Source organism: Streptomyces sp. LN549, from assembly GCF_043203805.1.
Lineage (GTDB): Bacteria > Actinomycetota > Actinomycetes > Streptomycetales > Streptomycetaceae > Streptomyces.
Genome location: NZ_JAZHRI010000002.1, coordinates 62,854 through 82,502 on the forward strand (window position 1 = coordinate 62,854; position 19,649 = coordinate 82,502).

16 protein-coding genes and 1 pseudogene are annotated in these 19,649 nt (G+C 68.0%); 9 read left to right on the forward strand and 8 right to left on the reverse strand.

Features of this window, described 5'->3' with window-relative positions:
• Positions 1–224 precede the first annotated feature (224 nt).
• Complete coding sequence (locus SH922_RS00370; protein ID WP_393053123.1) at positions 225–488, forward strand: hypothetical protein; 264 nt, start codon at positions 225–227, stop codon at positions 486–488.
• Positions 489–576: 88 nt separating this feature from the next.
• Here SH922_RS00370 and SH922_RS00375 read toward each other — a convergent pair whose 3' ends face one another.
• The 6 genes from SH922_RS00375 to SH922_RS00400 form a co-directional block, all read right to left on the reverse strand.
• A complete protein-coding gene (locus SH922_RS00375) occupies positions 577–930 on the reverse strand; it encodes a hypothetical protein (protein WP_393053125.1) in 354 nt (117 codons plus the stop codon).
• Between the two features lie 354 nt (positions 931–1,284).
• Positions 1,285–2,802, reverse strand: coding sequence for an FAD/NAD(P)-binding protein (locus SH922_RS00380; RefSeq protein WP_393053128.1), 1,518 nt, complete (start codon positions 2,800–2,802; stop codon positions 1,285–1,287).
• Positions 2,803–2,811: 9 nt separating this feature from the next.
• Positions 2,812–3,642, reverse strand: a complete 831-nt coding sequence (locus SH922_RS00385) for a methyltransferase domain-containing protein (RefSeq protein WP_393053130.1) — start codon at positions 3,640–3,642, stop codon at positions 2,812–2,814.
• Complete coding sequence (locus SH922_RS00390) at positions 3,639–4,889, reverse strand: ATP-grasp domain-containing protein (protein ID WP_393053133.1); 1,251 nt, start codon at positions 4,887–4,889, stop codon at positions 3,639–3,641. The genes SH922_RS00385 and SH922_RS00390 overlap by 4 nt, the downstream gene beginning before the upstream one ends.
• A 423-nt stretch (positions 4,890–5,312) precedes the next feature.
• The gene (locus SH922_RS00395) at positions 5,313–5,450 is read right to left on the reverse strand and encodes a hypothetical protein (protein ID WP_393053136.1); all 138 of its coding nucleotides are present in this window, start codon (positions 5,448–5,450) and stop codon (positions 5,313–5,315) included.
• Between the two features lie 466 nt (positions 5,451–5,916).
• Positions 5,917–8,232: a beta-glucosidase gene (locus tag SH922_RS00400; RefSeq protein ID WP_393053138.1), complete on the reverse strand. Its 2,316-nt coding sequence runs from the start codon at positions 8,230–8,232 to the stop codon at positions 5,917–5,919.
• 447 nt (positions 8,233–8,679) lie between these two features.
• Between SH922_RS00400 and SH922_RS00405 the strand changes: the two genes are divergently transcribed.
• Positions 8,680–9,258 carry a TetR/AcrR family transcriptional regulator gene (locus tag SH922_RS00405; protein WP_393053141.1) on the forward strand — a complete coding sequence of 193 codons (579 nt, stop codon included), beginning with the start codon at positions 8,680–8,682 and terminating at the stop codon, positions 9,256–9,258.
• A gap of 9 nt (positions 9,259–9,267) precedes the next feature.
• Here SH922_RS00405 and SH922_RS00410 read toward each other — a convergent pair whose 3' ends face one another.
• Positions 9,268–10,197: a formylglycine-generating enzyme family protein gene (locus SH922_RS00410; protein ID WP_393053144.1), complete on the reverse strand. Its 930-nt coding sequence runs from the start codon at positions 10,195–10,197 to the stop codon at positions 9,268–9,270.
• A gap of 55 nt (positions 10,198–10,252) precedes the next feature.
• On the opposite strand from SH922_RS00410, the gene SH922_RS00415 reads away from it, so the two are divergent.
• The 4 genes from SH922_RS00415 (at position 10,253) to SH922_RS00430 (ending at position 15,510) form a co-directional block, all read left to right on the forward strand.
• Positions 10,253–10,822, forward strand: a complete 570-nt coding sequence (locus SH922_RS00415) for a PadR family transcriptional regulator (RefSeq protein WP_393053147.1) — start codon at positions 10,253–10,255, stop codon at positions 10,820–10,822.
• The gene (locus SH922_RS00420) at positions 10,819–12,585 is read left to right on the forward strand and encodes a sulfatase (RefSeq protein WP_393053150.1); all 1,767 of its coding nucleotides are present in this window, start codon (positions 10,819–10,821) and stop codon (positions 12,583–12,585) included. Before SH922_RS00415 ends, SH922_RS00420 begins: the two co-directional genes overlap by 4 nt.
• 342 nt (positions 12,586–12,927) lie before the next feature.
• Positions 12,928–14,229, forward strand: coding sequence for an MFS transporter (locus tag SH922_RS00425; protein ID WP_393053153.1), 1,302 nt, complete (start codon positions 12,928–12,930; stop codon positions 14,227–14,229).
• A gap of 78 nt (positions 14,230–14,307) precedes the next feature.
• Positions 14,308–15,510: a glycoside hydrolase family 1 protein gene (locus SH922_RS00430; RefSeq protein WP_393053156.1), complete on the forward strand. Its 1,203-nt coding sequence runs from the start codon at positions 14,308–14,310 to the stop codon at positions 15,508–15,510.
• 9 nt (positions 15,511–15,519) lie between these two features.
• On the opposite strand, the pseudogene SH922_RS00435 reads toward SH922_RS00430, so the two are convergent.
• A pseudogene (locus SH922_RS00435) lies at positions 15,520–15,786 on the reverse strand (transposase); the annotation flags it as partial.
• 288 nt (positions 15,787–16,074) lie between these two features.
• Here SH922_RS00435 and SH922_RS00440 point away from each other — a divergent pair.
• Genes SH922_RS00440 through SH922_RS00450 form a run of 3 tightly spaced genes read left to right on the forward strand, consistent with a single transcriptional unit; the run spans position 16,075 to position 19,621 of the window.
• Positions 16,075–17,340 (forward strand): lycopene cyclase family protein, encoded by a 1,266-nt coding sequence (locus tag SH922_RS00440; RefSeq protein ID WP_393053159.1) that lies wholly within the window; start codon positions 16,075–16,077, stop codon positions 17,338–17,340.
• A complete protein-coding gene (locus SH922_RS00445) occupies positions 17,337–18,065 on the forward strand; it encodes a class I SAM-dependent methyltransferase (protein ID WP_393053162.1) in 729 nt (242 codons plus the stop codon). Before SH922_RS00440 ends, SH922_RS00445 begins: the two co-directional genes overlap by 4 nt.
• Entirely contained in the window at positions 18,062–19,621 is a 1,560-nt protein-coding gene (locus SH922_RS00450; protein WP_393053165.1) for an FAD-dependent oxidoreductase, read from the forward strand. Before SH922_RS00445 ends, SH922_RS00450 begins: the two co-directional genes overlap by 4 nt.
• Positions 19,622–19,649: the final 28 nt, after the last annotated feature.

Below are 19,649 nucleotides of genomic sequence, written 5' to 3' on the forward strand. Positions count from 1 at the left end.
CACCAGCACCTGGGGCTTCGTCCCTTACCTCACCAGCAGCGACAGGTACGAAGACACCATCCTGCCCACGGGCGGCTTCGCCGGTGACCGAGAGGGAACCCTGAACCGTGCCTGCAGCCTCTACCTCGCCATGGCTGAAATCTGACCAATCGCTCCTCGCGGCAACGGCTCCGGAGTCAACCCCCGCAGGACTTTCGGAGCCGACCACTAAGGTGCGGCGGCGCATGCAATCGCTGATCACCGACATCCACGAACACGCCGACGCTGCCCGCTTCCTGGCCTGGCCTGGCGACTTTGACCTCGACCGGGGAGACCATGGCGAGGACGTTCACCTCGCGTCGTGCCCCTTCACGGGGCCGCCGGTACCGCCGGTCCGGCTCGCCGTCCGGCCCCAGGCCTGCGATCGCTCGCACGAAGAGTTCAGCAAAGTCCTCCTCGAGGTACTTGATCGTCGTGCGGCCGGGGCTGTCGCTCTCGTGCGAGGTTGATCTGCACGTCGACGAGCACGCAATCCGCGATCTGCTTGCCGGCGCGGTAGCTGAACGGGACCGCTGTGCACAGGCCCTCGCCTTGAGCTCACCGATAAGACCTCGACAGGATCCCGACATGCAGGTTCCAGGTGGTGTGATCCCATCGCTGCTTCAAGGGCCCGTTGAAGCGGTACTCGGCGTACATGCTCAGGGCGGCTCGGAGCTCCTTGCGGTCACGCAGCGGATGGACGCCGCGTTCCTTGAGGAAGGTCATCCACTCGCATAGGCAGCCCGCGTTGTTCTCCCACGTACGAACAGCTGAAGCTCCTTCGAGGGGAAGCTCCCTCAGCCACTGGTTGGCGTACACGGCGGGGCGAGGTGAGCCGAGGGCGTCCTCGAAGTCCAGGTCGTCGTCGATGAGGATCGGCATCCCGGTCCGGATGAGCGGCTGACGGGACACATTCCAGGACTCCCACCCCTTCGGAAGTGAAGCTGCTCATGTGCATGACCGGAGACGCTGGGTATCCGACACCTCAATGTGCAACAGACTCGAATGACCTGTCCTTTGACAGCGAAGTTGGTCCGGCCGGAGCCGCTGACCTGCGCGGACCAACTTCGCTGTCGAAGCTGCTCCGGAGCAAGTCACTTATCCCGATGAGCCGTTGCGACCGTCGTGGGCGACCAGCGGCCAAGTCCTTTCAGCCATCAAGCGGCGACAAGCTCTCTGCCATACCCGGAGCCCTCGGACTCGCCGATGCTGCGAATGACTGGCGTGGGCCCGCGCCAGAACCGCATGACAAGCTGAGTCGTGCGGTCAGGGGGTAAGTAGACTTGGTGGGGACGATGCCATGCTGGTTGAGGAATCGGCGGCGATCGCCGCGGCGAGTGCTTCGCTGCGCCATACGAGCATCGGTATGCCGGACAGGTAGTAGTGGGTGCCGCTGGTGAGGTGGCCCAGGGCAAGAAGCGATGGCTGGGGCCTGCCGTTCCGGTCGACGAGCCGTCCGGTTTCCGGCTGCACGCGCAAGCCGCCGTCCGGGTGCTGTTGTCCGCACCCGTTACGGATCAGCGAGTCCATCAGTTCATCGGGCGTGGCTGGGTGGGCCGCCGGTGGTGCGGTAGCGGCGGCGATCACAACGTCGGCTTCCACCATGTGGTGCAGCGCTGTGACCCGGAACCCCTGCTTCGCCGGCGTGACCTTCTCAAGGCCGCGCAGGACTTGCAACTGACAACCGTCCGCCATCTCAACGAGTGTGCCGGCTGTCGCCGCGGGCATGGGGGAGGTGAAGCTGGCCCACAGTCGGTGGTAGCGGCGAAAGAACTGCTGCCGATCGCTGCGGGGCAGAGTCGGCCACCAATAGTGCACGGTGGTGATCAGAGCCCAGGTGGTCACCTGAAGCCAGTCGACGTCGGGTACGTGTTCCCGGTCGGCGAGTTGTCGGCGTACACGGCTCAACCCCCAGTCCGCCATGGACATCTCGGAGGCGATTTGCCTTGGCGTGGCCCCGGCGCGAAGTGCTTCTGCCCGAGCCAGAGCAGCCACCGACGACAGCCGAAGAGGTGAGGACGAGCGCTCAAGGCGGTCCCGAAGGGTTTCTGGGGTCATCAGTGACGGCCGCCCGACCTGTCGTGGGCGGCGTACGGCAGCCAGGATGCCGTCACGGGAGAGCAGTGTGATCCGCCCCTGATGTCTTTGGGCGCGCAGTCCCAGGACGGCGTCGACAGCGGTGAGCCCGCAGCCGATGACGGCCACGGAGGCCGACGGATGAATGGTGTCCAGAGTGGAGGCCACGGGATAGGGACGGCTGATGTAGGAAGGGTGACCCGCGAGTTTGTAGGGGTCGTAACCGGACGGTTCTCCGACGCACAGCACCGCGTAGTCGCACGGGACGGTGGCCCCGTCCTCCAAGCCGACCAGTGTCTTGTCACCGTCGAGCGCGACACTCACGACGCGTTGGCGCAGCCATTCGACACGCCAGCCGGAGGCCGTCAGGTCGTCCAGGGTCTGAGAGAGAGTTTCCTCGAGGTAGCGGCCGTAGACATGCCGAGGCGGGAAGCTCTCCTGCGTCCACAAGTTGGAGGAACAGCTCTCGCCGGGGTGACGGGCGAGCCACCGCTGGGCGTGCTCTGGATCGTTCGGGTCCAGCGTCATCATGGTGGGTGGGGCGTTCACCACGATCTCGTCCCGGTCCATCCGGTACGCCCTGCCGCGCCACAGGTGGTCCGAGGGCTCCACTATCACGAGGTCAACGTTTCGAGAGCCGAGTGCGCGGGCGAGCGCCATGACGAGACAGGCCGCGGCCGTGCCCCCGCCCACGATGCAGATACGCATGCGCAGCTCCTAGGCTTTCGGGGGCGCTGTGCCGGCGGATGGGCGCCTGCGAGCCAGCGCGAAGCGGTAGGTGATGCTGCCGAGGAACCCTTCCTCGTGTGCCCTGCGCCGTGCTTCGTCCTTCAGCGAGCGGGCGAGGTCTTTACCGATCGTCCCGCTGTCGAGCATCGTGTCCACGCCTCGGTCGATGATGGTGTAGGCGTAGGCCGAGTGCGCAGCGGTGTAGTCGTGGGCACCTGCCTGCACGAGCTGGAAGCCTGCCGCCTCCAGCAGGCGGGGAAGGCATCGCAGGTCGTGCGTGTTCACGACGTACTGCGCACGCCAGGCGGCCACGCAAGCGTTCAACGGATCATGCGGGCCCAGCGAGAAGTCCGTCGATGCGTAGTCGCCGTCCAGCACGGCGATCTGCCCTGCTGGACGGCACACCCTGTATGCCTCTTGGAGCACCGAGCGGATGTCCGGAGTGTGGCTGAGCAACGTGTACATGAGGACCGTCGAGAACGACTCATCGGCGAACGGCAGCCGATACGCGTCGGCTGCCAGGAGCTTGAGGTTCCCGGCCGTTCCGCTCGATTGGCCGGCCATCCTCAACAGGTCGACGCTGTGGTCGATGCCGACAACTGTGGCGCCGGGCGCCCGGTCGCAGAGGTCGGCGAGAAGCTCACCGGAACCACAGCCGATCTCCAGCAGTGGCCCGGAGGTGACATCGACGGCCGTGAGGAAACGCTGCAGCATCTGGTACTGATCCGGGTCCTGCCTGCGGGAGTGCAGTACTGATGCAATCTGTTGCGTGGTCTCGCGATCACACGTGGCCAGCGAGGAGAACACGTCGTCGTTCATGAACGGTCACTTCCCGTGGTCTGTGCAGGCTCGACGCGGAAAAGGCCCGCTTCGTCCTCCAGCCTGCTCAGCACCTCGAGAGACTGCCGGACCACGGACTCCTCGGGATGGACGAAGTAGACGATCCCTGTCTTGCCCTTGGTCAGGGTGCTCTTCTGGATCGGTTGCCCGACGTACGGCAGTCCCTGCACACTGTGGAATCCCGGGAGCCGACGTACGGATGACAGACCTGGCACCGCTGCCAGAATTCCGGACTCCCAGCAACGCACGAACGCCTTGCCCATCACCTGCGGCGGGGCGTAGGCGTCGGAGAAACGGGCCTTGAACGACGCTGGGTCGTCGAGGCTCTCTGCCAGTAAGTGCTGCTGGCTGTTGCCGAACGCGGCGAAGTAGGGATCGGGGTGAAGCACTGGTCCCAGGATGCGTGCATTGACCTCGATGAGGCGCGGGCCGTCAGGGGTGAGGCGCACGTCCGCATTGGCCGCGCCATTACGGATACCCAGAGCGTCCAGGCAAGCGAGGATGTAGGACACCACCTCCCGCTCGGCTGCCCCAAGGCTAGGGCAGCTGACGTTGTACCGGCGCACCGGAAGGCCGTCGAGTTCGGCGATGACATTTCGTGCCACCTCACACACCACGTGCTGGCCGTCCAGACTCACCGTCGTCACCACGTACTGCTCACCCTGCAGGTATTGCTGTACGAGAGTTCTATCGTTCGGCAGGCCCACGAGGTTCATCTGTTGGTGAATGTCCAGGAAGTGTGTCACCGCCTCTGTTTCCGTCCAGCACACCCTGCAACCGTCGCTGCCGGAGCTTTGGCTGGGCTTTACGACCACGGGAAACCCAAGGTGCCGAAGAGCCCTGGTCAGGTCTTCCACCGTTCCCACTGCGGCCTGCCCCGCGCAGGGCACGCCGGCCTTCCGCAGAGCTTCGCCCATCAGAGCCTTGTCCCGCCGCGCGGCAGCCGTATCGTCTTCGTTGCGCGCCAGGCCAAGGGCTGCCGCAAGGTCATGGGCCAACGCGACGCCGAACTCGCTTGCAGGAAGGATGTGTTGGATACCCCGGTGGCGCAGGGCGGCTACCGTGTCCGCCATGTTTTCACTCGCGATCAGGACAGGCGCACTCGCGTCGCTTCTGGCCGTTTTTGAGAACCGCTTCTCGTACAGGTGCACGCAGGCCTGGCCGCGTTCCCTGAGGGCGGAGGAGAGGAAGACACCGCTGGAAAGGGGGTCAACCAAAGCAATCATGGTGGTCCTCTTGCTTACGATGTGGTGGACGCACCGTTCGTCTCAGCGGCAGCTGTCCAGGTGGGTGTGTGGATGTGTTCTTTTCGGGGTGTGGCCGGTAACTGGTGACGAGACGCGGCAGCAGCCCCGTACCAGAAAGCGCAGAGCGCACCCGCTACCCAACGCGGGCGTCCCCGACAACAGACTCCATAGCCGCTCTGACCGGTCCAGCTCCGTTGACCCGCCCTTTCGGCCCGGCACCGATACCTCCCGGAGCTGCGACGCACCGCGGCCACTCGACCGCAGCAGATCAAGGCTAGGAGCGATAGAAGAAGCCAATTCGGCAAAGCACCCAACCAAGCCATGGAACAGTCCGGAAACCCTCCCTTGACTCCTGCCGACCTGCTGAAGCCCGTGGGTGATCTCCGTCCCGTTACTGGCGGCTCACCCGGCGGGCAGGTTCGTCGCGCAGGGGCACACGGGCTGGGATGCCTTCGCGGTGGCGGAGGTGACCGCACTCGGGCCGGTGCAGGCGAGGTAGGGGACCAGGATGCCCAGGTGCGGCTGCGCGGCGACGTTCACGTCGAGGCCGGCGGTGCGAGGCGATGCAGGTGTACTGGACGGCCGCCGTGGTGGAACTGCTGCCGCCTGGGCTGGTCACCTGTGCGTGCACGGCGCCAGGCCGCTTCCCGGATGGCCAAACCGGCGTTCCCGCGCACCATGGATACCTCGTCGTCGCTTCGAGCAGACAACACGTGATTCCTCGGGGGCGGTGCCCGGTCCCGTCGGAGCACGCCAAGGGCACCACTGGCAGAGGAGGCTGGGCTGACAAAGGCACGGCGCGGTGAACGCTGGCTCATGGTCGGACAGGTACCGGTCGGAGCGTCGATCACGGCCCCTCTTCGTCGGCGGTCCCCAGCCTCGGACACGATGGAACGCACGTGACTCCGGCCGGGCCCCCTCGTCGACGAACACGGGTGCAATGGTCACCGACGGCACCGCCCTCCGCACCGCAGCAGATCAGCTCACAGCCCCTGCCCCGTACTCGTCAGGCTTCGCGCCAGGACCCCACAGGCTCCTGCCGAACGACCGCGAGGAGAGCTTCGATGTCGTCAAAGCCCAACGGCACGATCGGCAGTTTGGCGAGCTGACTGAGCCTCATTCCGGCGATCATCCGGTACCGGGGACTGCCCTCCTGCGGGTACGCGTCACCCATGGTCTTCCGCACTCGGTCCAGAAGACGCTCGATGGCGGGCCCACCGACGGCGTGCGCGCGCCACTCGCCGACGGTTGAGTCGGCGTTCAGGGCGTCTGCGTGCGCGTCCCCCTCGATCGTGACGGACGTGGTGACACGGATGTCCCGGCTGGAGGCGCCCACCTCGATGGTGTATTCGAGTCCTTCGACGAGCCAGGCGTCGGCGCCGATGTCGAAGTAGGCGAGGTCCGAGCGGGCGATGTGAAGGGTGACGTCGCGGGTCTCGGCCGGAGCGAGGAGCACGGCGGCGAATGCCCGCAACTCCCTGACAGGTCGACGTATTTGTGAGCCGGGAGCACGCGTGTATGCCTGCACGACTTCGTGGCCCGCGCGCGGGCCCGTGTTGGTGATCGACACAGTGACGTCGAGACCGGCGTCTCCTTGGGTCACCCGCAGATTGGTGTACTCGAAGGTGGTGTACGAAAGCCCGTGGCCGAAGGGGTAGGAGACTTCCAGATCGCGTGTGTCGTAGTGGCGGTATCCGACGAAGATCCCCTCTCCATATCGCGCGTGCCCCCTCTCTCCCGGCCAGTCGGCGTAGGCGGGGGTGTCGGTGAGGCGCAGCGGGATGGTTTCGGCCAAGCGTCCTGACGGGTTGGCCGTTCCGAAGAGGAGGTCGGCGGTGGCGGTGCCGCCGGCCTGGCCGAGTAGCCAGCCCTCCAGGACGGCGGGCACGCGGTCGATCCAGTCGGCAAGGCGGACGACACCGCCGTTGGCGAGGATCACGACCGTGTTCGGGTTGGCCCCTGTCACGGCAGCCAGCAACTCGGTCTGTTCGGATGGAAGTTCGAGGTGATCGCGGTCGTAGCCCTCGGATTCGAAGCTCGGCGGAAGTCCGAGGAAGAGGAGGACCACGTCTGCTGCCCGCGCGGTGCGCACGGCTTCCTCCTGCAGGGCTGCCACGTCGCCCTCCGGGTCGTCGACCGGGAACCCGGGAGCGAAGTCGATTCGGGCGGAGGGTGCGGCGAGGGCCAGCGCGGTGAGTGCGTCGTCCAGCTGGGTGGGGGTGACCTCCGAGCTGCCTGCGCCCTGGTAGCGGGGTGTGCGGGCGAACTCACCGAGCACCGCGATACGGGTGTCCGCCCTGGGGTCCAGCGGCAGCAATTCGTTGTCGTTCTTCAGTAGTACAGCTCCGCGGGTGGCTGCCTCGCGGGCCAGGGCGTGGTGGGCGTCCCGGTCGTAATAGGCATCGGGAACGGCGTGGGCCGTTGCCTTCAGAGCCAGTTCGGCGACGCGGGCGGTGCTCACGTCCAGGGTCTTCTCGTCGAGTTCACCGGAGTTGACCGCATCGACCAGCCGGGCGGGACCCAGGCCCGAGGAGGAGGGCATCTCCAGGTCGAGGCCGGCTGCGAGAGAGCGGGCGCGGTCGAGGACGGCGCCCCAGTCCGAGACGACGACGCCTTCGTATCCCCATTCGTCGCGCAGCAGGTCGGTGAGGAGCCAGTGATTCTCCGAGGAGTGGCCGCCGTTGAGGCGGTTGTAGGCGCACATCACCGTCCAGGGTTGGGCCTCGGTGACCACGCGGCGGAAGGCGGGCAGGTAGATCTCGCGCAGCGTGCGGGGGTCGATGTCGGAGCTGACGGACATGCGGCCGTTCTCCTGGTTGTTGGCGGCGAAGTGCTTGAGGGAGGCGCCGACGCCCTGGGCCTGCAGGCCCTTGACCCAGGCTGTGCCCAGTACGCCGCTGAGGAGCGGGTCTTCGGAGAAGTACTCGAAGTTGCGGCCGCACAGGGGGCTGCGCTTGATGTTGATTCCAGGGCCTAGCAGGACGTGCACGCCGTGCGCGAGACACTCGCGGCCGAGCGCGCGACCGACGCGCTCGGCCAGGTCGGCGTCCCAGCTGCTCGCCAGCGTGACGGCGGGCGGGAAGCAGGTTGCGGGGGCGCTGCCGTTGATGCCGAGGTGGTCGGCCCTCTCGTCATCCTGCAGGCGCAGTCCGTGCGGCCCGTCAGAGAGGCGTATCCCCGGGATCCCGGCATGTGGGAAGGATTCGGTGTCCCACCAGCTCGCGCCGGTTGTCAGGGCGGCCTTCTCGTCCAGGGTCAGCCGGGCCGCAGCTTCCTGCGCGGCTCCAGGAGTGGCGGAGATCGGCTTCGGCGCGTCGGTCACTTTGAGCTCCTTGGTGGTGCGGAGGGGGGACCCGCTGGAAGGTCGGGGGAAGTGATGGAGAGGCGCCCGGTGGCTGCCCCGTTCGTCGCCCCGGCCACCGCAAGAGCCGGTGTACGTGCTTGCGGCAGCGCGGTTGCGGTGCTGATGGCGCTCTGGTCGTGGACGAGGGGAGATCCGAGCAGCGGGCTACGCGGGAGGGAAGGCAGCCCCCACGATGCTCACCGGCGGAGTTCTCCCCCGGATGCCCGAACCGGCGGTCAAGTGCTGGGCCCGTCCCGGCAGGGTGCCGGGACGCTCGACGGGTCCTGCCCGGCACGTGGCCTTCCGGGGGTTGACCGCTCGGGTTCCGTTGGCCGCGAGTGGTCCGATGCCGAGAAACAGTACGCCGTACTGTTTTTGCTGGCAAGGGGCGGCCCTCCGATCCGGCACGGCCCATAGGCTGGCCCGGTGACAGCGAAGAACTCGTACGCCAAGGGCGCGGCCAAGCGGGAGGAGATCCTCCAGGTCACGCTGGAGATCTTCGGCCGGGAGGGCGAACGGAACACGACACTACGGGCGGTCGCCGTGGAGAGCGGCATCAGCCTCACAGGTCTGATGCACTACTTCGACTCCAAGGACCACCTGCTCACGGAGGTCCTGCGCGCCAGCGACCGAGCAGCGAAGATCCGCTTCTACTCCCCTGCCACCGTTCAGGACCCGGGCGAATTCCTGGCCCGGGCACTGACGGCGACCGCGGCCAACGCCGCCCGCGCCCGGCTGTACGTCACTCTGGCTGCCGCCGCGACGGACGCGGCTCACCCGGCGCACACCTACTTCAAGGAACGCTTCCACCTGCTGCGAACGGCCATCGCCAAGCACCTGGCGGCCGAGGCGGACGAAGGCCGTGTCGGCGCCGACGTCGATCCGGACTTCACCGCCTCCGCACTCATCGCCTCGTCCGACGGCATCATGCTCCAGTGGCTGAGCGACCCGGCGGTCGACATGGCCGGCCACGTCCGCCGCATCTGGCGGGCGCTCACCGGCTGAGTGTCCGCTTCACCTGGCCGAGGCCGTTCTGAATCCACAGTTCCCGCTGCTGGAAGCCGGCGTGTTGGCCGACCGGGCGGCCACGCGATAGCGATGGCAGTAGGAGTGGTGGCATAGGTAGGAGCCGCCCCGCATCACCCTTCGACTCCCGCTCCGCGGGCCGCGGGGGTCGGCCTCGGGTGACTGCGCGTAGTAGTGCGGGTCGAACCAGTCGGCGCACCACTCCCAGACGTTCCCGGCGACCTCGTGGAGGCCAAATCCGTTGGGCGGATAGGTGCGTACGGGCGCGGTGGCGAGCCAGCCGTCGGCCCCGGTGTTCACGTACGGGAAGCGGCCCTGCCAGATGTTGCAACGCCACTCGCCGTCCGGCAGCAGTTCGTCACCCCAGGGGAACCGCCTGCCTTCGAGGCCCCCGCGGGCCGCGTACTCCCACTCGGCCTCCGTCGGCAGGCGCCGTCCCGCCCACGTGCAGTAGGCCGCGGCGTCGTCCCAGGTGACGTGCACCACGGGGTGGTCGTCCTCCGCGTCGGACAGGGGGCCGTGCGGATGCCGCCAGTCGGCGCCCCGGACGTCGAGCCACCACGGGACGGCAGGATCGGCCACCGCGACGTCCCCCCGGCTCGCTGCCACCGCGAGATGGAAGACGGCCGAGCTCCCTTCCCGTTCGGCCCCGGTGACGTACCCGCTGTCCTCCACGAAGTGGCGGAACATCGCCACGGTGACCGTGGTGGCGTCGATGGCGAACGGGGCGACGTGTACTGCGTGGACAGGTCGTTCCCCGTCCGCCGGATACCCCTCACCGAAGGCGTCCCCCATCCGGAAGGCGCCTCCGGCCAGCCGCACCTCGGGGTGTGCAGGCTGGTGCGCGGCCGGCTCGGGTGGCGGGCCGGCGGGGACAAGCCGGGATGTCGATGTGCAGCAATCCATTGACGTCTCCATCTCCCGAGTATATGAATTCACACATAGGTGAGAACGCACATAGGAAGTCGGGCACATGAAGTTCGAGTACGTACTGCTGGGTCTGCTGGCTCGCCGCCCCTACGACGGCTACGAGCTGCGCAAGTGGCTGGAGACAGAGGGCCAGTTTCTGTGGGCCAAGGCACATCACAGCCAGATCTACCGAAAACTCGCCCAGCTGGAGACCCAGGGGTGGGTCCGGCACGAGACAGACGTACGTGAGGGCCGCCCGGACGCCAAGGTGTACCGGCTCACGGAGCGCGGCCACCAGGCCCTACTGGAGTGGATTCGTACACCGTACGAGCCTTCGACCCGACTCCAGGACATCGACTTCACCGCCCGCTTCAGCGTGACGGCGCCACTCGACCGGGAGGCCGCCGTCGAACTGCTCAGGACAGAGCTCACGTATCGCCGGGACCAGATCGCCAAGAACCGCAACCGGGACCGCACCCTCCTCTACGAGGACCCGGCGCCCGGCCTCGACCAGGCGGTCGACCGGGAGGTCCACGAGTCCCTGCACCGGCTGGGGGCGGGAGCGATGGACTACTGGGTCGACTGGCTGGAGAAGTCTCTGCACCGACTCACAGAAGGGAAGACCACCGGATGAAGGCCATCATGGTGATGTTCGACAGTCTCAACCGGCACATGCTGCCGCCGTACGGCGGTGACTGGACGCACGCCCCGAACTTCGCCCGGCTCGCCGCACGGGCCGTGACGTTCGACAACGCGTACGCCGGCTCCATGCCCTGCATGCCGGCCCGCCGGGAACTGCACACCGGGCGCCACAACTTCCTGCACCGCAGTTGGGGCCCGCTGGAGCCATTCGACGACTCCATGCCCGAACTGCTCAAGCAGAACGGCGTCTACACCCACCTGGTCAGCGACCACCCGCACTACTGGGAGGACGGCGGTGCGACCTACCACGGCCGCTACCACACCTGGGAGTTCTTCCGCGGCCAGGAGGGCGACCCCTGGAAGGGGCAGGTCGCAGAGCCTTCCATACCCGAGGACCTCAAGAAAGTGCGGTTGGGCGAGGGCTACCGGCAGTACTGGGTCAACAGGCCGCACATGGCAACCGAGGACCGGCATTCCCAGACCCTCACCTTCGACGCGGGCCTTGAGTTCGTCCGCACCAACCGGGACGCCGACCGGTGGTTCGTCCAGATCGAGACCTTCGACCCGCACGAGCCCTTCTTCAGCCCCCAGAGGTACAAGGATCTCTACCCGCACGACTACGAAGGCCCGCATTTCGACTGGCCCGACTACAAACGCGTCGTGGAGACGGACGAACAGGTCGACCATGGGCGGCTGGAATACGCGGCACTGCTGTCCATGTGCGACCACTCGCTGGGCCGCGTCCTGGACACCATGGACGAACTGGGTCTGTGGGAGGACACCCTGCTCGTCGTCAACACGGACCACGGACTGCTGCTCGGGGAGAAGGGCTGGTGGGGCAAGAGTGTCCAGCCCTGGTTCAACGAGCTCGTCCACCTTCCGCTCTTCGCCTGGGACCCGCGCACGGCAGCCTCCGGTGCCCGCCGCGAGGCACTTGTACAGACCGTCGACCTGGCGCCGACCTTCCTGGAGTTCTTCGGCATCGACCGCCCCGGCGACATGCAGGGCTCGCCCCTCCCCATGGCTGAGGACCTGCCCGCTCGAGAGGCCGGGCTCTTCGGTATCTACGGCGGGCACGTCAACGTCACCGACGGCCGTTACGTGTACATGCGCGCACCCGCGGCACCCTCCAACTCTCCTCTGCACGAACACACTTTGATGCCCACGCACATGCGCGGCCGGTTCTCCCCCTCCGAGCTCGCCGACATGGAACTGGCCGACCCGTTCTCCTTCACCAAGAACGTCCGCACCGTACGCGTACCGGGCCGGGCCCTCCTCAATCCGTATCACCACGGCACGCTCCTCTTCGACCTGGAGAACGACCCCGAGCAACACACCCCACTCGTCGACGACGCCGCGGAACTGCGCATGGCCATCCTGATGGTCGACCTGATGCGAGCCAACGACGCACCGCCCAGCCAGTACGAACGCCTCGGGCTGCCCGCAGAGGGGCCGGTGACCGACGCCCATCTGCTGGTCAGGTCGCAGCGCGACCAGGCGGCACGGGCGGCTGAGCCGCTGCCGCGTGCCGAGGACTACCCGCAAGGCCGCCTCTCACTTCGCACTCCGATCCAGGCCCTGGTCTCCGACCCCTTCGGCATCGAAGTCCTACGCACCCATCTGCCCGGTGTCGCCGACTCCGAAATGCTCCAGATGGTCGGAGCGACCCCGCTGATCGATGTCGCCGCGATGGCGGGCGCGATGATCCCCACCGACGCACTGCGCCGGATCGCCGAGGACCTCGCGAAACTCTGACACGAGCCGGGTGGGACGCCGGGTAATACGCGGCGAGCGGACCCACCTCGTGCATCAACCTTGCGGCTCCGGCACGCCACGCCGCTGGCGGGACACCTGCCCCATCGGCCCTCCCGCCCCGGCCTCCATTTCCGGCCGGCCCTCGCCCGACCCCTGTCGTGGACGTCTGCAGCCTGTCGTCGCCCCTTACTGCCTCCCCCGCCCGCCAAGGTCGCGGCGCCCTCTCCGGTGGGCGGGCTGCCTCCGTCTGCTCGCTGCTTGACCGCAGAGAATCGAGAAAGCACGATGCCCGAGCTCAGCAGAAGCCCCGCGCAACCCGTCGCGAACCCTCCAGAAACACCCGTGCAGGTCAAGGGACGCTGGCGCCAGCTCTCCCTGCTCGGCGGCACCATGCTGGTCGACAGCACAGAGGCCAGCCTGGTCAGCAGCCTGTTCCCACTTATCAGGCAGTCACTTGGCGTCTCGCTCGGCGCCCTGGGCATACTCACCGCGGCCAGCAAGATCGTGGGAGTGTTCACCGGACCGTTCTGGGTGTGGGCGGCTCAGCGCTGGTCACGCAAGAGCGTGCTTGTCGTGGCCACCGGGCTATGGGGCCTGTGGGGCCTGGCAGCCGGCTTCTCGCAGAACTTCACCCAACTCCTGATCCTCTACACCATATTGGCGGCCGGCTACGCCGCCGCGAACCCGATCATCACCGAGCTCATCGGCGACCTGTTCGGCAGCTCGTCCCGAGGCCGCGCGATCGGGTTCGTGTACGGGGCGATCTCTCTGGCCGGCGCGGTGATCGGTCCGCTCAAGGGGCAGCTCGCCGGGGTGGAAGAGGGGTGGCGCTGGGGGCTGTGGGGTATTGGCGGTTTCAACATCCTGCTGGGGATCGCCCTGCTGATCTGGTTCCGCGACCCGGGTCGGGGAGCCTCCGAGCAGCAGCTTGCCGACCTCGACCGGACGACCAGGGAGGCCGTCTCGAAGCTCTCCTGGGCCAAGGCGTTCTCGCTTCTCCGGATCCGCAGCCTGGTCATCCTGCTCGTCTCGCGTCTGCTCTCCGGACACCTCCTGATGGGCACGTTCGGCGTGGTGTTCCTGGTGGACGTGTACGGCTTCAGTACGCAGCGGGCCTCGCTCGTCATTCTTCCGTTCGGCGTCGGCTACTTCCTCGGCACCCTTCTGGGCGGCTTCGCCGTCGACCGGGTGTCCCGCCGCAACCCTCGCTCCGGACCGGTCGCGGTCCTCCAAGCAGCCCAGTTCGTCTTCGCCGTCTTCGCCTTCTTCGGCACCCAGTTCCGATACGACAGCATCCTCGTGTTCGGCGCCCTTTTCGCCCTGATCGGCACCGCGCAAGGGATGAATCCCAGCATCAACCGGCCGATGGTCATGGCCATCACCCCACCCGAACTCCGAGGCGCTGCGTTCGCGTTGTACGCCTCCATCGCCGAGGCGATCGCCTGGGCCGGCTACAGCCTCGGCGCGGGCTTCCTCGCCGACGCGGTCGGCCTGCGCATGGTGTTCCTGTGGGTCCTCGTCGTACTGATGCTGGTGAACGGCCTGTTCCTCACGCTGCTCTACCGGCCGTACGCGGCGGACACGGCACGTGTCCAAGAAGAACTGGATGCTCGCCGCAGGGACGTCCTGGCCCACCCGCGCTGACCCACTCCCCGAAGCCCCACCACGCCCGCACTCCTGCCACTCCCCTCCTGTTCTCTCGACGAAATGCGAGTCAACCCCATGGCCCACGCACGCCACCTGCCCGCCAGCTTCCTCTGGGGCGCCTCCACCTCCGCGCACCAGATCGAGGGCGGAAACACCAACAGTGACTGGTGGCAGTACGAGCACATGCAGACCCCGTTCATCAAGGAGCCAAGCGGCGACGCCTGCGACAGCTACCACCGCTGGCGCGAGGACATGGACCTGCTGTCCGAGCTGGGTTTCACCGACTACCGGTTCAGCATCGAGTGGGCGCGCATCGAACCCTCGCCCGGGGAATTCTCCCAGGCCGCGATCGCCCACTACCGTCGCATGGTCGAGGGCGCACACGAACGAGGACTGCGGCCCCTGGTAACGCTGCACCACTTCACCGCACCTCGGTGGTTCATGGAACGCGGCGGCTGGGCAGCCGCCGGCTCGGACGGCCTCTTCGCCCGCTATCTCACGGCAGCAGCGCCCGTCTACGCCACCGGCGTGGAACACGTGTGCACCATCAATGAGCCGAACATGGTTGCGGTGATGGCCGCCGTCCACCGCGCCCATCTCTCCGGCGACCCACTGCCTGCGACCGGGATGCCACTGCCGGACGGTGCCACATCCGAGGCGTTGATACGGGCCCACGCGCGCGCCGTCGAAACGGTCAAGTCCTGTGCCCCGCATGTTCGTACAGGATGGTCTGTAGCCAATCAGGCATACCAGACCCTCCCCGGGGCGGAAGATGCCGCCGCGGCCATCCGGCGCCAGTCGGAGGACGTCTTCCTGGAGGCGGCACGCGGCGACGACTGGCTCGGCGTGCAGTCCTACACTCGCGCCTTCATCGGCGCGGACGGTGTCCAGCCCGTCACCGAGGACGCCGAAGTCACCCTCTCGGGATGGGAGTTCTACCCACAGGCCCTGGGCCAAGCCGTGCGTGACAGTGCCGGGCTGGCCCCCGGCGTCCCGCTGATCGTCACGGAGAACGGCATCGCCACCGCCGACGACACCCGCCGCATCCAGTACACCTCAGAGGCTCTGGACTCCCTCACCAGCGCCATGGACGACGGCATCGACGTCCGTGGCTACTTCCACTGGAGCGCCCTGGACAACTACGAATGGGGTCGCTATGCACCCACATTCGGGCTGATCGCCGTCGACCGCGAGACCTTCACCCGCACACCAAAGCCCTCGGCAGCCTGGCTCGGCGCCATAGGACGCCGTCGCATCCTGCCCCTGAGGGAAGAGTGAGACCGGCACTATACCGCCAGGGCGGGGCGGGTTGATGGTGGCCGGCAGCCGGCATGGGCACGGACCTCGAGCTGGACCTTGTCGCAGAAATTGCGCCAGAGGCGCCATCGGTCGCTGACCTGTACCACGTCGGGCAGGGCGCGTCGGACGGCCTCGGCGTAGGTGGCCGAGCCGTCCCGGCACACGACCTCGACACCAGGATTCGCGCAGCCACGTCTCGAGCGTGTCCGCACTGCGGTTGGGTAGTACGTCGATCCGCTCGCCGGTCTCGGCGTCGGTGCCGTTCGGTTTCGTCGGCGTCGATCCAGAACCGTTCGTTCACAGGGCCCCACGCAGCGCGGTAGGCCTGATGGGTGAATTCGCCCGGGTGCCAGGCCGCTCCGTATGCATCGCCGAGAGCCGAGGGGAGGTTGACAGCCGCAGACGGGTACGCACAATTCCACGCTGTCCGCGCGTCGCACGCATCCGCGGGACCGTTCCCTACGGAAGTATCGCCACCAAGCGGGCGGAATTCCGGGACCGCCGGATTGCTGTTCCGACCCCCTTGCGGCAGAAAGGTAGCCCGTGCCTCAGCCGGACGTCGTCATCGTGGGCGCAGGGGCGGCTGGGCTGGCCTTGGCCCACGAACTATGCGCACCGACGGACGGCACCCCCGTGTCGGTCGTCCTCGTCGACGCTCCGCCAGGTCCGTTACGGCCTCCGCCTCGCACGTGGTGCTTCTGGGAGCCCGACGGTGGTGCGTACGACGACGTGCTGTCCGCATCCTGGGAACGGTTGCGGGTCACGGGCCCTGACGGGGCGGAAACCGTAACGTGCCCTGCTCCTTTTCGCTACAAGATGCTCCGCTCGGACGTGTTCGAGTCACTGGTCCAGCGACGGCTGTCGAAGTCCGCCAACCTTCGCCGGGTGGAGGCGACGGTGACCGGGGTCGGGGACGAACCAGGAGGCGGCGGCCGGGTCGTCGCACGTGATGCCCGGGGCGAGCGGATTCTGTTGCACGGGAGGTACATCTTCGATTCGCGGCCGCCCACCCGGCTGCCAGCGGCGCGCACCACCCTGTTGCAGCACTTCACGGGCTGGTTCGTGGAGGCAGACCGGCCGGTTTTCGATCCCGCGACGGCGGATCTGATGGACTTCCGTACTCCGCAGCCATCGCACGGCCTGTCGTTCGGCTATGTGCTTCCGCTGGGGCCGCGCAGCGCCCTGGTCGAGTACACGGAGTTCTCCCGAAACGTTCTGGACGCGCAAGGGTACGAGGGGGCGCTGCGTCATTACACCGGCGCCGTGTTGGGCATCGGGACCCATCGGGTGACAGCGGCGGAGAGGGGCGTCATTCCGATGACCGACGGCCGCTTCCCGTTGCGGGTCGGCAACTCGGTGTTCCGCATCGGAACGGCGGGAGGGGCCACCCGCCCGTCCACCGGCTACACGTTCGCCGCCGTCCAGCGCCAAACCAGGACCATCGCTGCGCAGCTACGCGGCGGCGGGCGGCTGCGGGTGGCGCCGGCCTACGGTGCGTGGCAGCGCGCCCTGGACGCCGTGATGCTGCGGGCGCTGGACAGCGGCCGGGTGGACGGCGCGGAGTTCTTCTCCGGGCTCTTCCGCACGGTTCCGGGCGAACGGCTGCTGCGATTCCTGGACGGCACTTCACACAGGTACGAGGACGTCCTGGTCGGACTGCGAACACCGGTCGCCCCGATGCTTCGCACCGTTGTCGAACTCCCTTTCAGGCCGAAGCGGCGGGCACCTGTGGGAGCGCCGTCGCCCCTCTTCAACCCCCCGCCACACCCGTTCCAGACGCCTCCTGATCAGGAAAAGAGCGAGCCATGACCCTGCTGCGCGACGACGACCTGTTCGCCGCGTTCGACCACGGCGCCCTCGCCTACGACCGGCTCACTGCGGTCAATCCCGGCTACCGACGCGACTTGCGGCGCTCGGCGCGCAGACTCGGACTGACGGACGGCGGCCGAGGCCGGCGCCTGCTGGACCTCGGCTGTGGAACGGGGGCATCCACGGCCGCGCTCCTGGCCGTGGCCCCGGAAGCGGAGATCGTGGCCGTGGACGCGTCCGCGGGCATGCTGGAGCGTGCCTCGGCCAAGCGCTGGCCGGCCAACGTCACCTTCGTGCACGCGGCGGCGGAGGCCATGGATCCGGCGCAGGTCCGCGGCCGCTTTGACGCCGCGTTCGCCGCGTACCTCTTCCGTAACGTCAGCGACCCGGATCAAGTCCTCTGCCTGGTACGTGAGCTGCTCGTCCCGGCCGGGCGGCTCGCCGTCCACGAATACACGCTGGGCTCCGGCCACTTTCACCGGGCGGTGTGGTTGGCGGTCTGCGGCGCCGTGGTGCTCCCGGCCGGGCGGCTCACCGGAGACGAGGCCCTCTACCGTCACCTGCGCCGCAGCGTGCTCGAGTTCGACACGGCCACCGCCTTCGCGGACAGGGTGCGACGCGCCGGATTCGGACACGTGCGGGTCCTGCCGCTGCCCGGCTGGCAGACGGGCATCACCCATACGTTCGTCGCTCAGGCACCGGGCGCCGTACGGGGGCGGACATGAGGCACGCAGGGGCCGGGTCCGACGGCCACCGGCGGGGCCGGGACCGAAGGGCCGCTGTGCTCCGCGGACCCGGCGGCCGTGAACGCTTCACCGGCAGTGCGCCCTCCGTGGCCGTGATCGGCGGTGGCATCGCGGGACTGTCCGCAGCCACGGTGCTGGCCGAGCGCGGTGCGCATGTGACGTTGTACGAGCGGGAGCCGGGTCTGGGCGGGCGGCTTGCGGGCTGGCCCACCGAGATCGCGGACGGCACCACGGTCACCATGAGCCGCGGCTTTCACGCCTTCTTCCGTCAGTACTACAACCTGCGCGGCTTGTTGCGCCGGGTTGACCCGGGACTGCTCACGCTGACCGGGCTCCCCGACTATCCGCTGCGGCACAGCACGGGTCTGTACGACAGCTTTGCTCGGGTGCCGCGCACTCCTCCCTTCAGCGCTGTGGGTTTCGTCGCGCTCAGTCCCACCTTCAGCTGGCGCGACCTGCTCCGGATGAGGCCGCGGGCCGCGCTGCCGCTGCTGGACGTGCGGGTGCCCGACGTCTACGAGCAGCTGGACGGGGTGAGCGCGCATGACTTCCTGCTACACATCCGGTTTCCGGAGGCCGCCCATCATCTGGCCTTCGAAGTGTTCTCGCGGAGCTTCTTCGCCGATCCGCGGGAACTGTCCGCGGCGGAGCTGGTGCTTATGTTCCACATCTACTTTCTGGGCTCCAGCGAGGGGCTCCTGTTCGATGTGCCGGACGAGCCATTCCCGCAGGCACTCTGGGAACCGTTGTCGCGCTATCTGGAGGGGCATGGCGCGCAGGTGCGCACCGGAGCGGCGGTGGAGAACGTGACACCCGTTCCGAGCGGCGGGCACGAGGTCAGCGCCGACGGCGGGACGAGGCGTCATGACGCACTGGTCCTGGCCCTGGACACCGACGGACTCCGGAATGTCGTGGCAGCCTCGCCCGGGCTGGGCGACATGGCCTGGCGCGCGAAGGTGGAGGGTCTCAGGACCGCGCCGCCGTTCCTGGTCTCGCGGCTCTGGCTGGACCGTCCGGTGGCGCGGGAGCGCCCCGGCTTCCTCGGCACCAGCGGTTACCCGCCGCTGGACAACGTCAGTGTGCTGGACCGTTGGGAGGGCGAGGCCGCGCGCTGGGCACGCCGCCACCGGGGAGCGGTGCTCGAATTGCACGCCTACGCAGTCGCACCGGACGCGGACCGCGCCGAAGTGCAGACCAGAGCGGTCGAACAGTTGTACCGGGTCTACCCGGAGACACGAAGTGCCCGGATCGTGGACGTGCGGCACGAATGGCGCGCGGACTGCCCGCTTTTCTCGGTCGGCGGCTACCCACACCGGCCCACGGTCCGCACACCCGACCCCACCGTGACGGTGGCGGGAGACCTGGTCCGCACGGAGCTTCCGGTGGCGCTGATGGAACGGGCCGCGACAAGCGGATTCCTCGCTGCCAACGCGCTGTTGGAGCGCTGGGGGGTGCGCGGTCAGACGCTGTGGACGGTGCCACGCGCCGGACGCTCGGCGGTGCTGCGTGGGCTGGCCGGGCTGGGCACCGGCTGAGGGGAACACGGCGAAGCGGCGTCGGACC

What these genes read in the sequence shown, in the direction of transcription:
- SH922_RS00370 (WP_393053123.1), top strand. Translation starts at nt 225, where the DNA reads ATGCAATCGCTGATCACCGACATCCACGAACACGCCGACGCTGCCCGC.
- SH922_RS00380 (WP_393053128.1), bottom strand. Translation starts at nt 2,802, where the DNA reads ATGCGTATCTGCATCGTGGGCGGGGGCACGGCCGCGGCCTGTCTCGTC.
- SH922_RS00385 (WP_393053130.1), bottom strand. Translation starts at nt 3,642, where the DNA reads ATGAACGACGACGTGTTCTCCTCGCTGGCCACGTGTGATCGCGAGACC.
- SH922_RS00390 (WP_393053133.1), bottom strand. Translation starts at nt 4,889, where the DNA reads ATGATTGCTTTGGTTGACCCCCTTTCCAGCGGTGTCTTCCTCTCCTCC.
- SH922_RS00410 (WP_393053144.1), bottom strand. Translation starts at nt 10,197, where the DNA reads ATGGAGACGTCAATGGATTGCTGCACATCGACATCCCGGCTTGTCCCC.
- SH922_RS00415 (WP_393053147.1), top strand. Translation starts at nt 10,253, where the DNA reads ATGAAGTTCGAGTACGTACTGCTGGGTCTGCTGGCTCGCCGCCCCTAC.
- SH922_RS00420 (WP_393053150.1), top strand. Translation starts at nt 10,819, where the DNA reads ATGAAGGCCATCATGGTGATGTTCGACAGTCTCAACCGGCACATGCTG.
- SH922_RS00430 (WP_393053156.1), top strand. Translation starts at nt 14,308, where the DNA reads ATGGCCCACGCACGCCACCTGCCCGCCAGCTTCCTCTGGGGCGCCTCC.
- SH922_RS00445 (WP_393053162.1), top strand. Translation starts at nt 17,337, where the DNA reads ATGACCCTGCTGCGCGACGACGACCTGTTCGCCGCGTTCGACCACGGC.
- SH922_RS00450 (WP_393053165.1), top strand. Translation starts at nt 18,062, where the DNA reads ATGAGGCACGCAGGGGCCGGGTCCGACGGCCACCGGCGGGGCCGGGAC.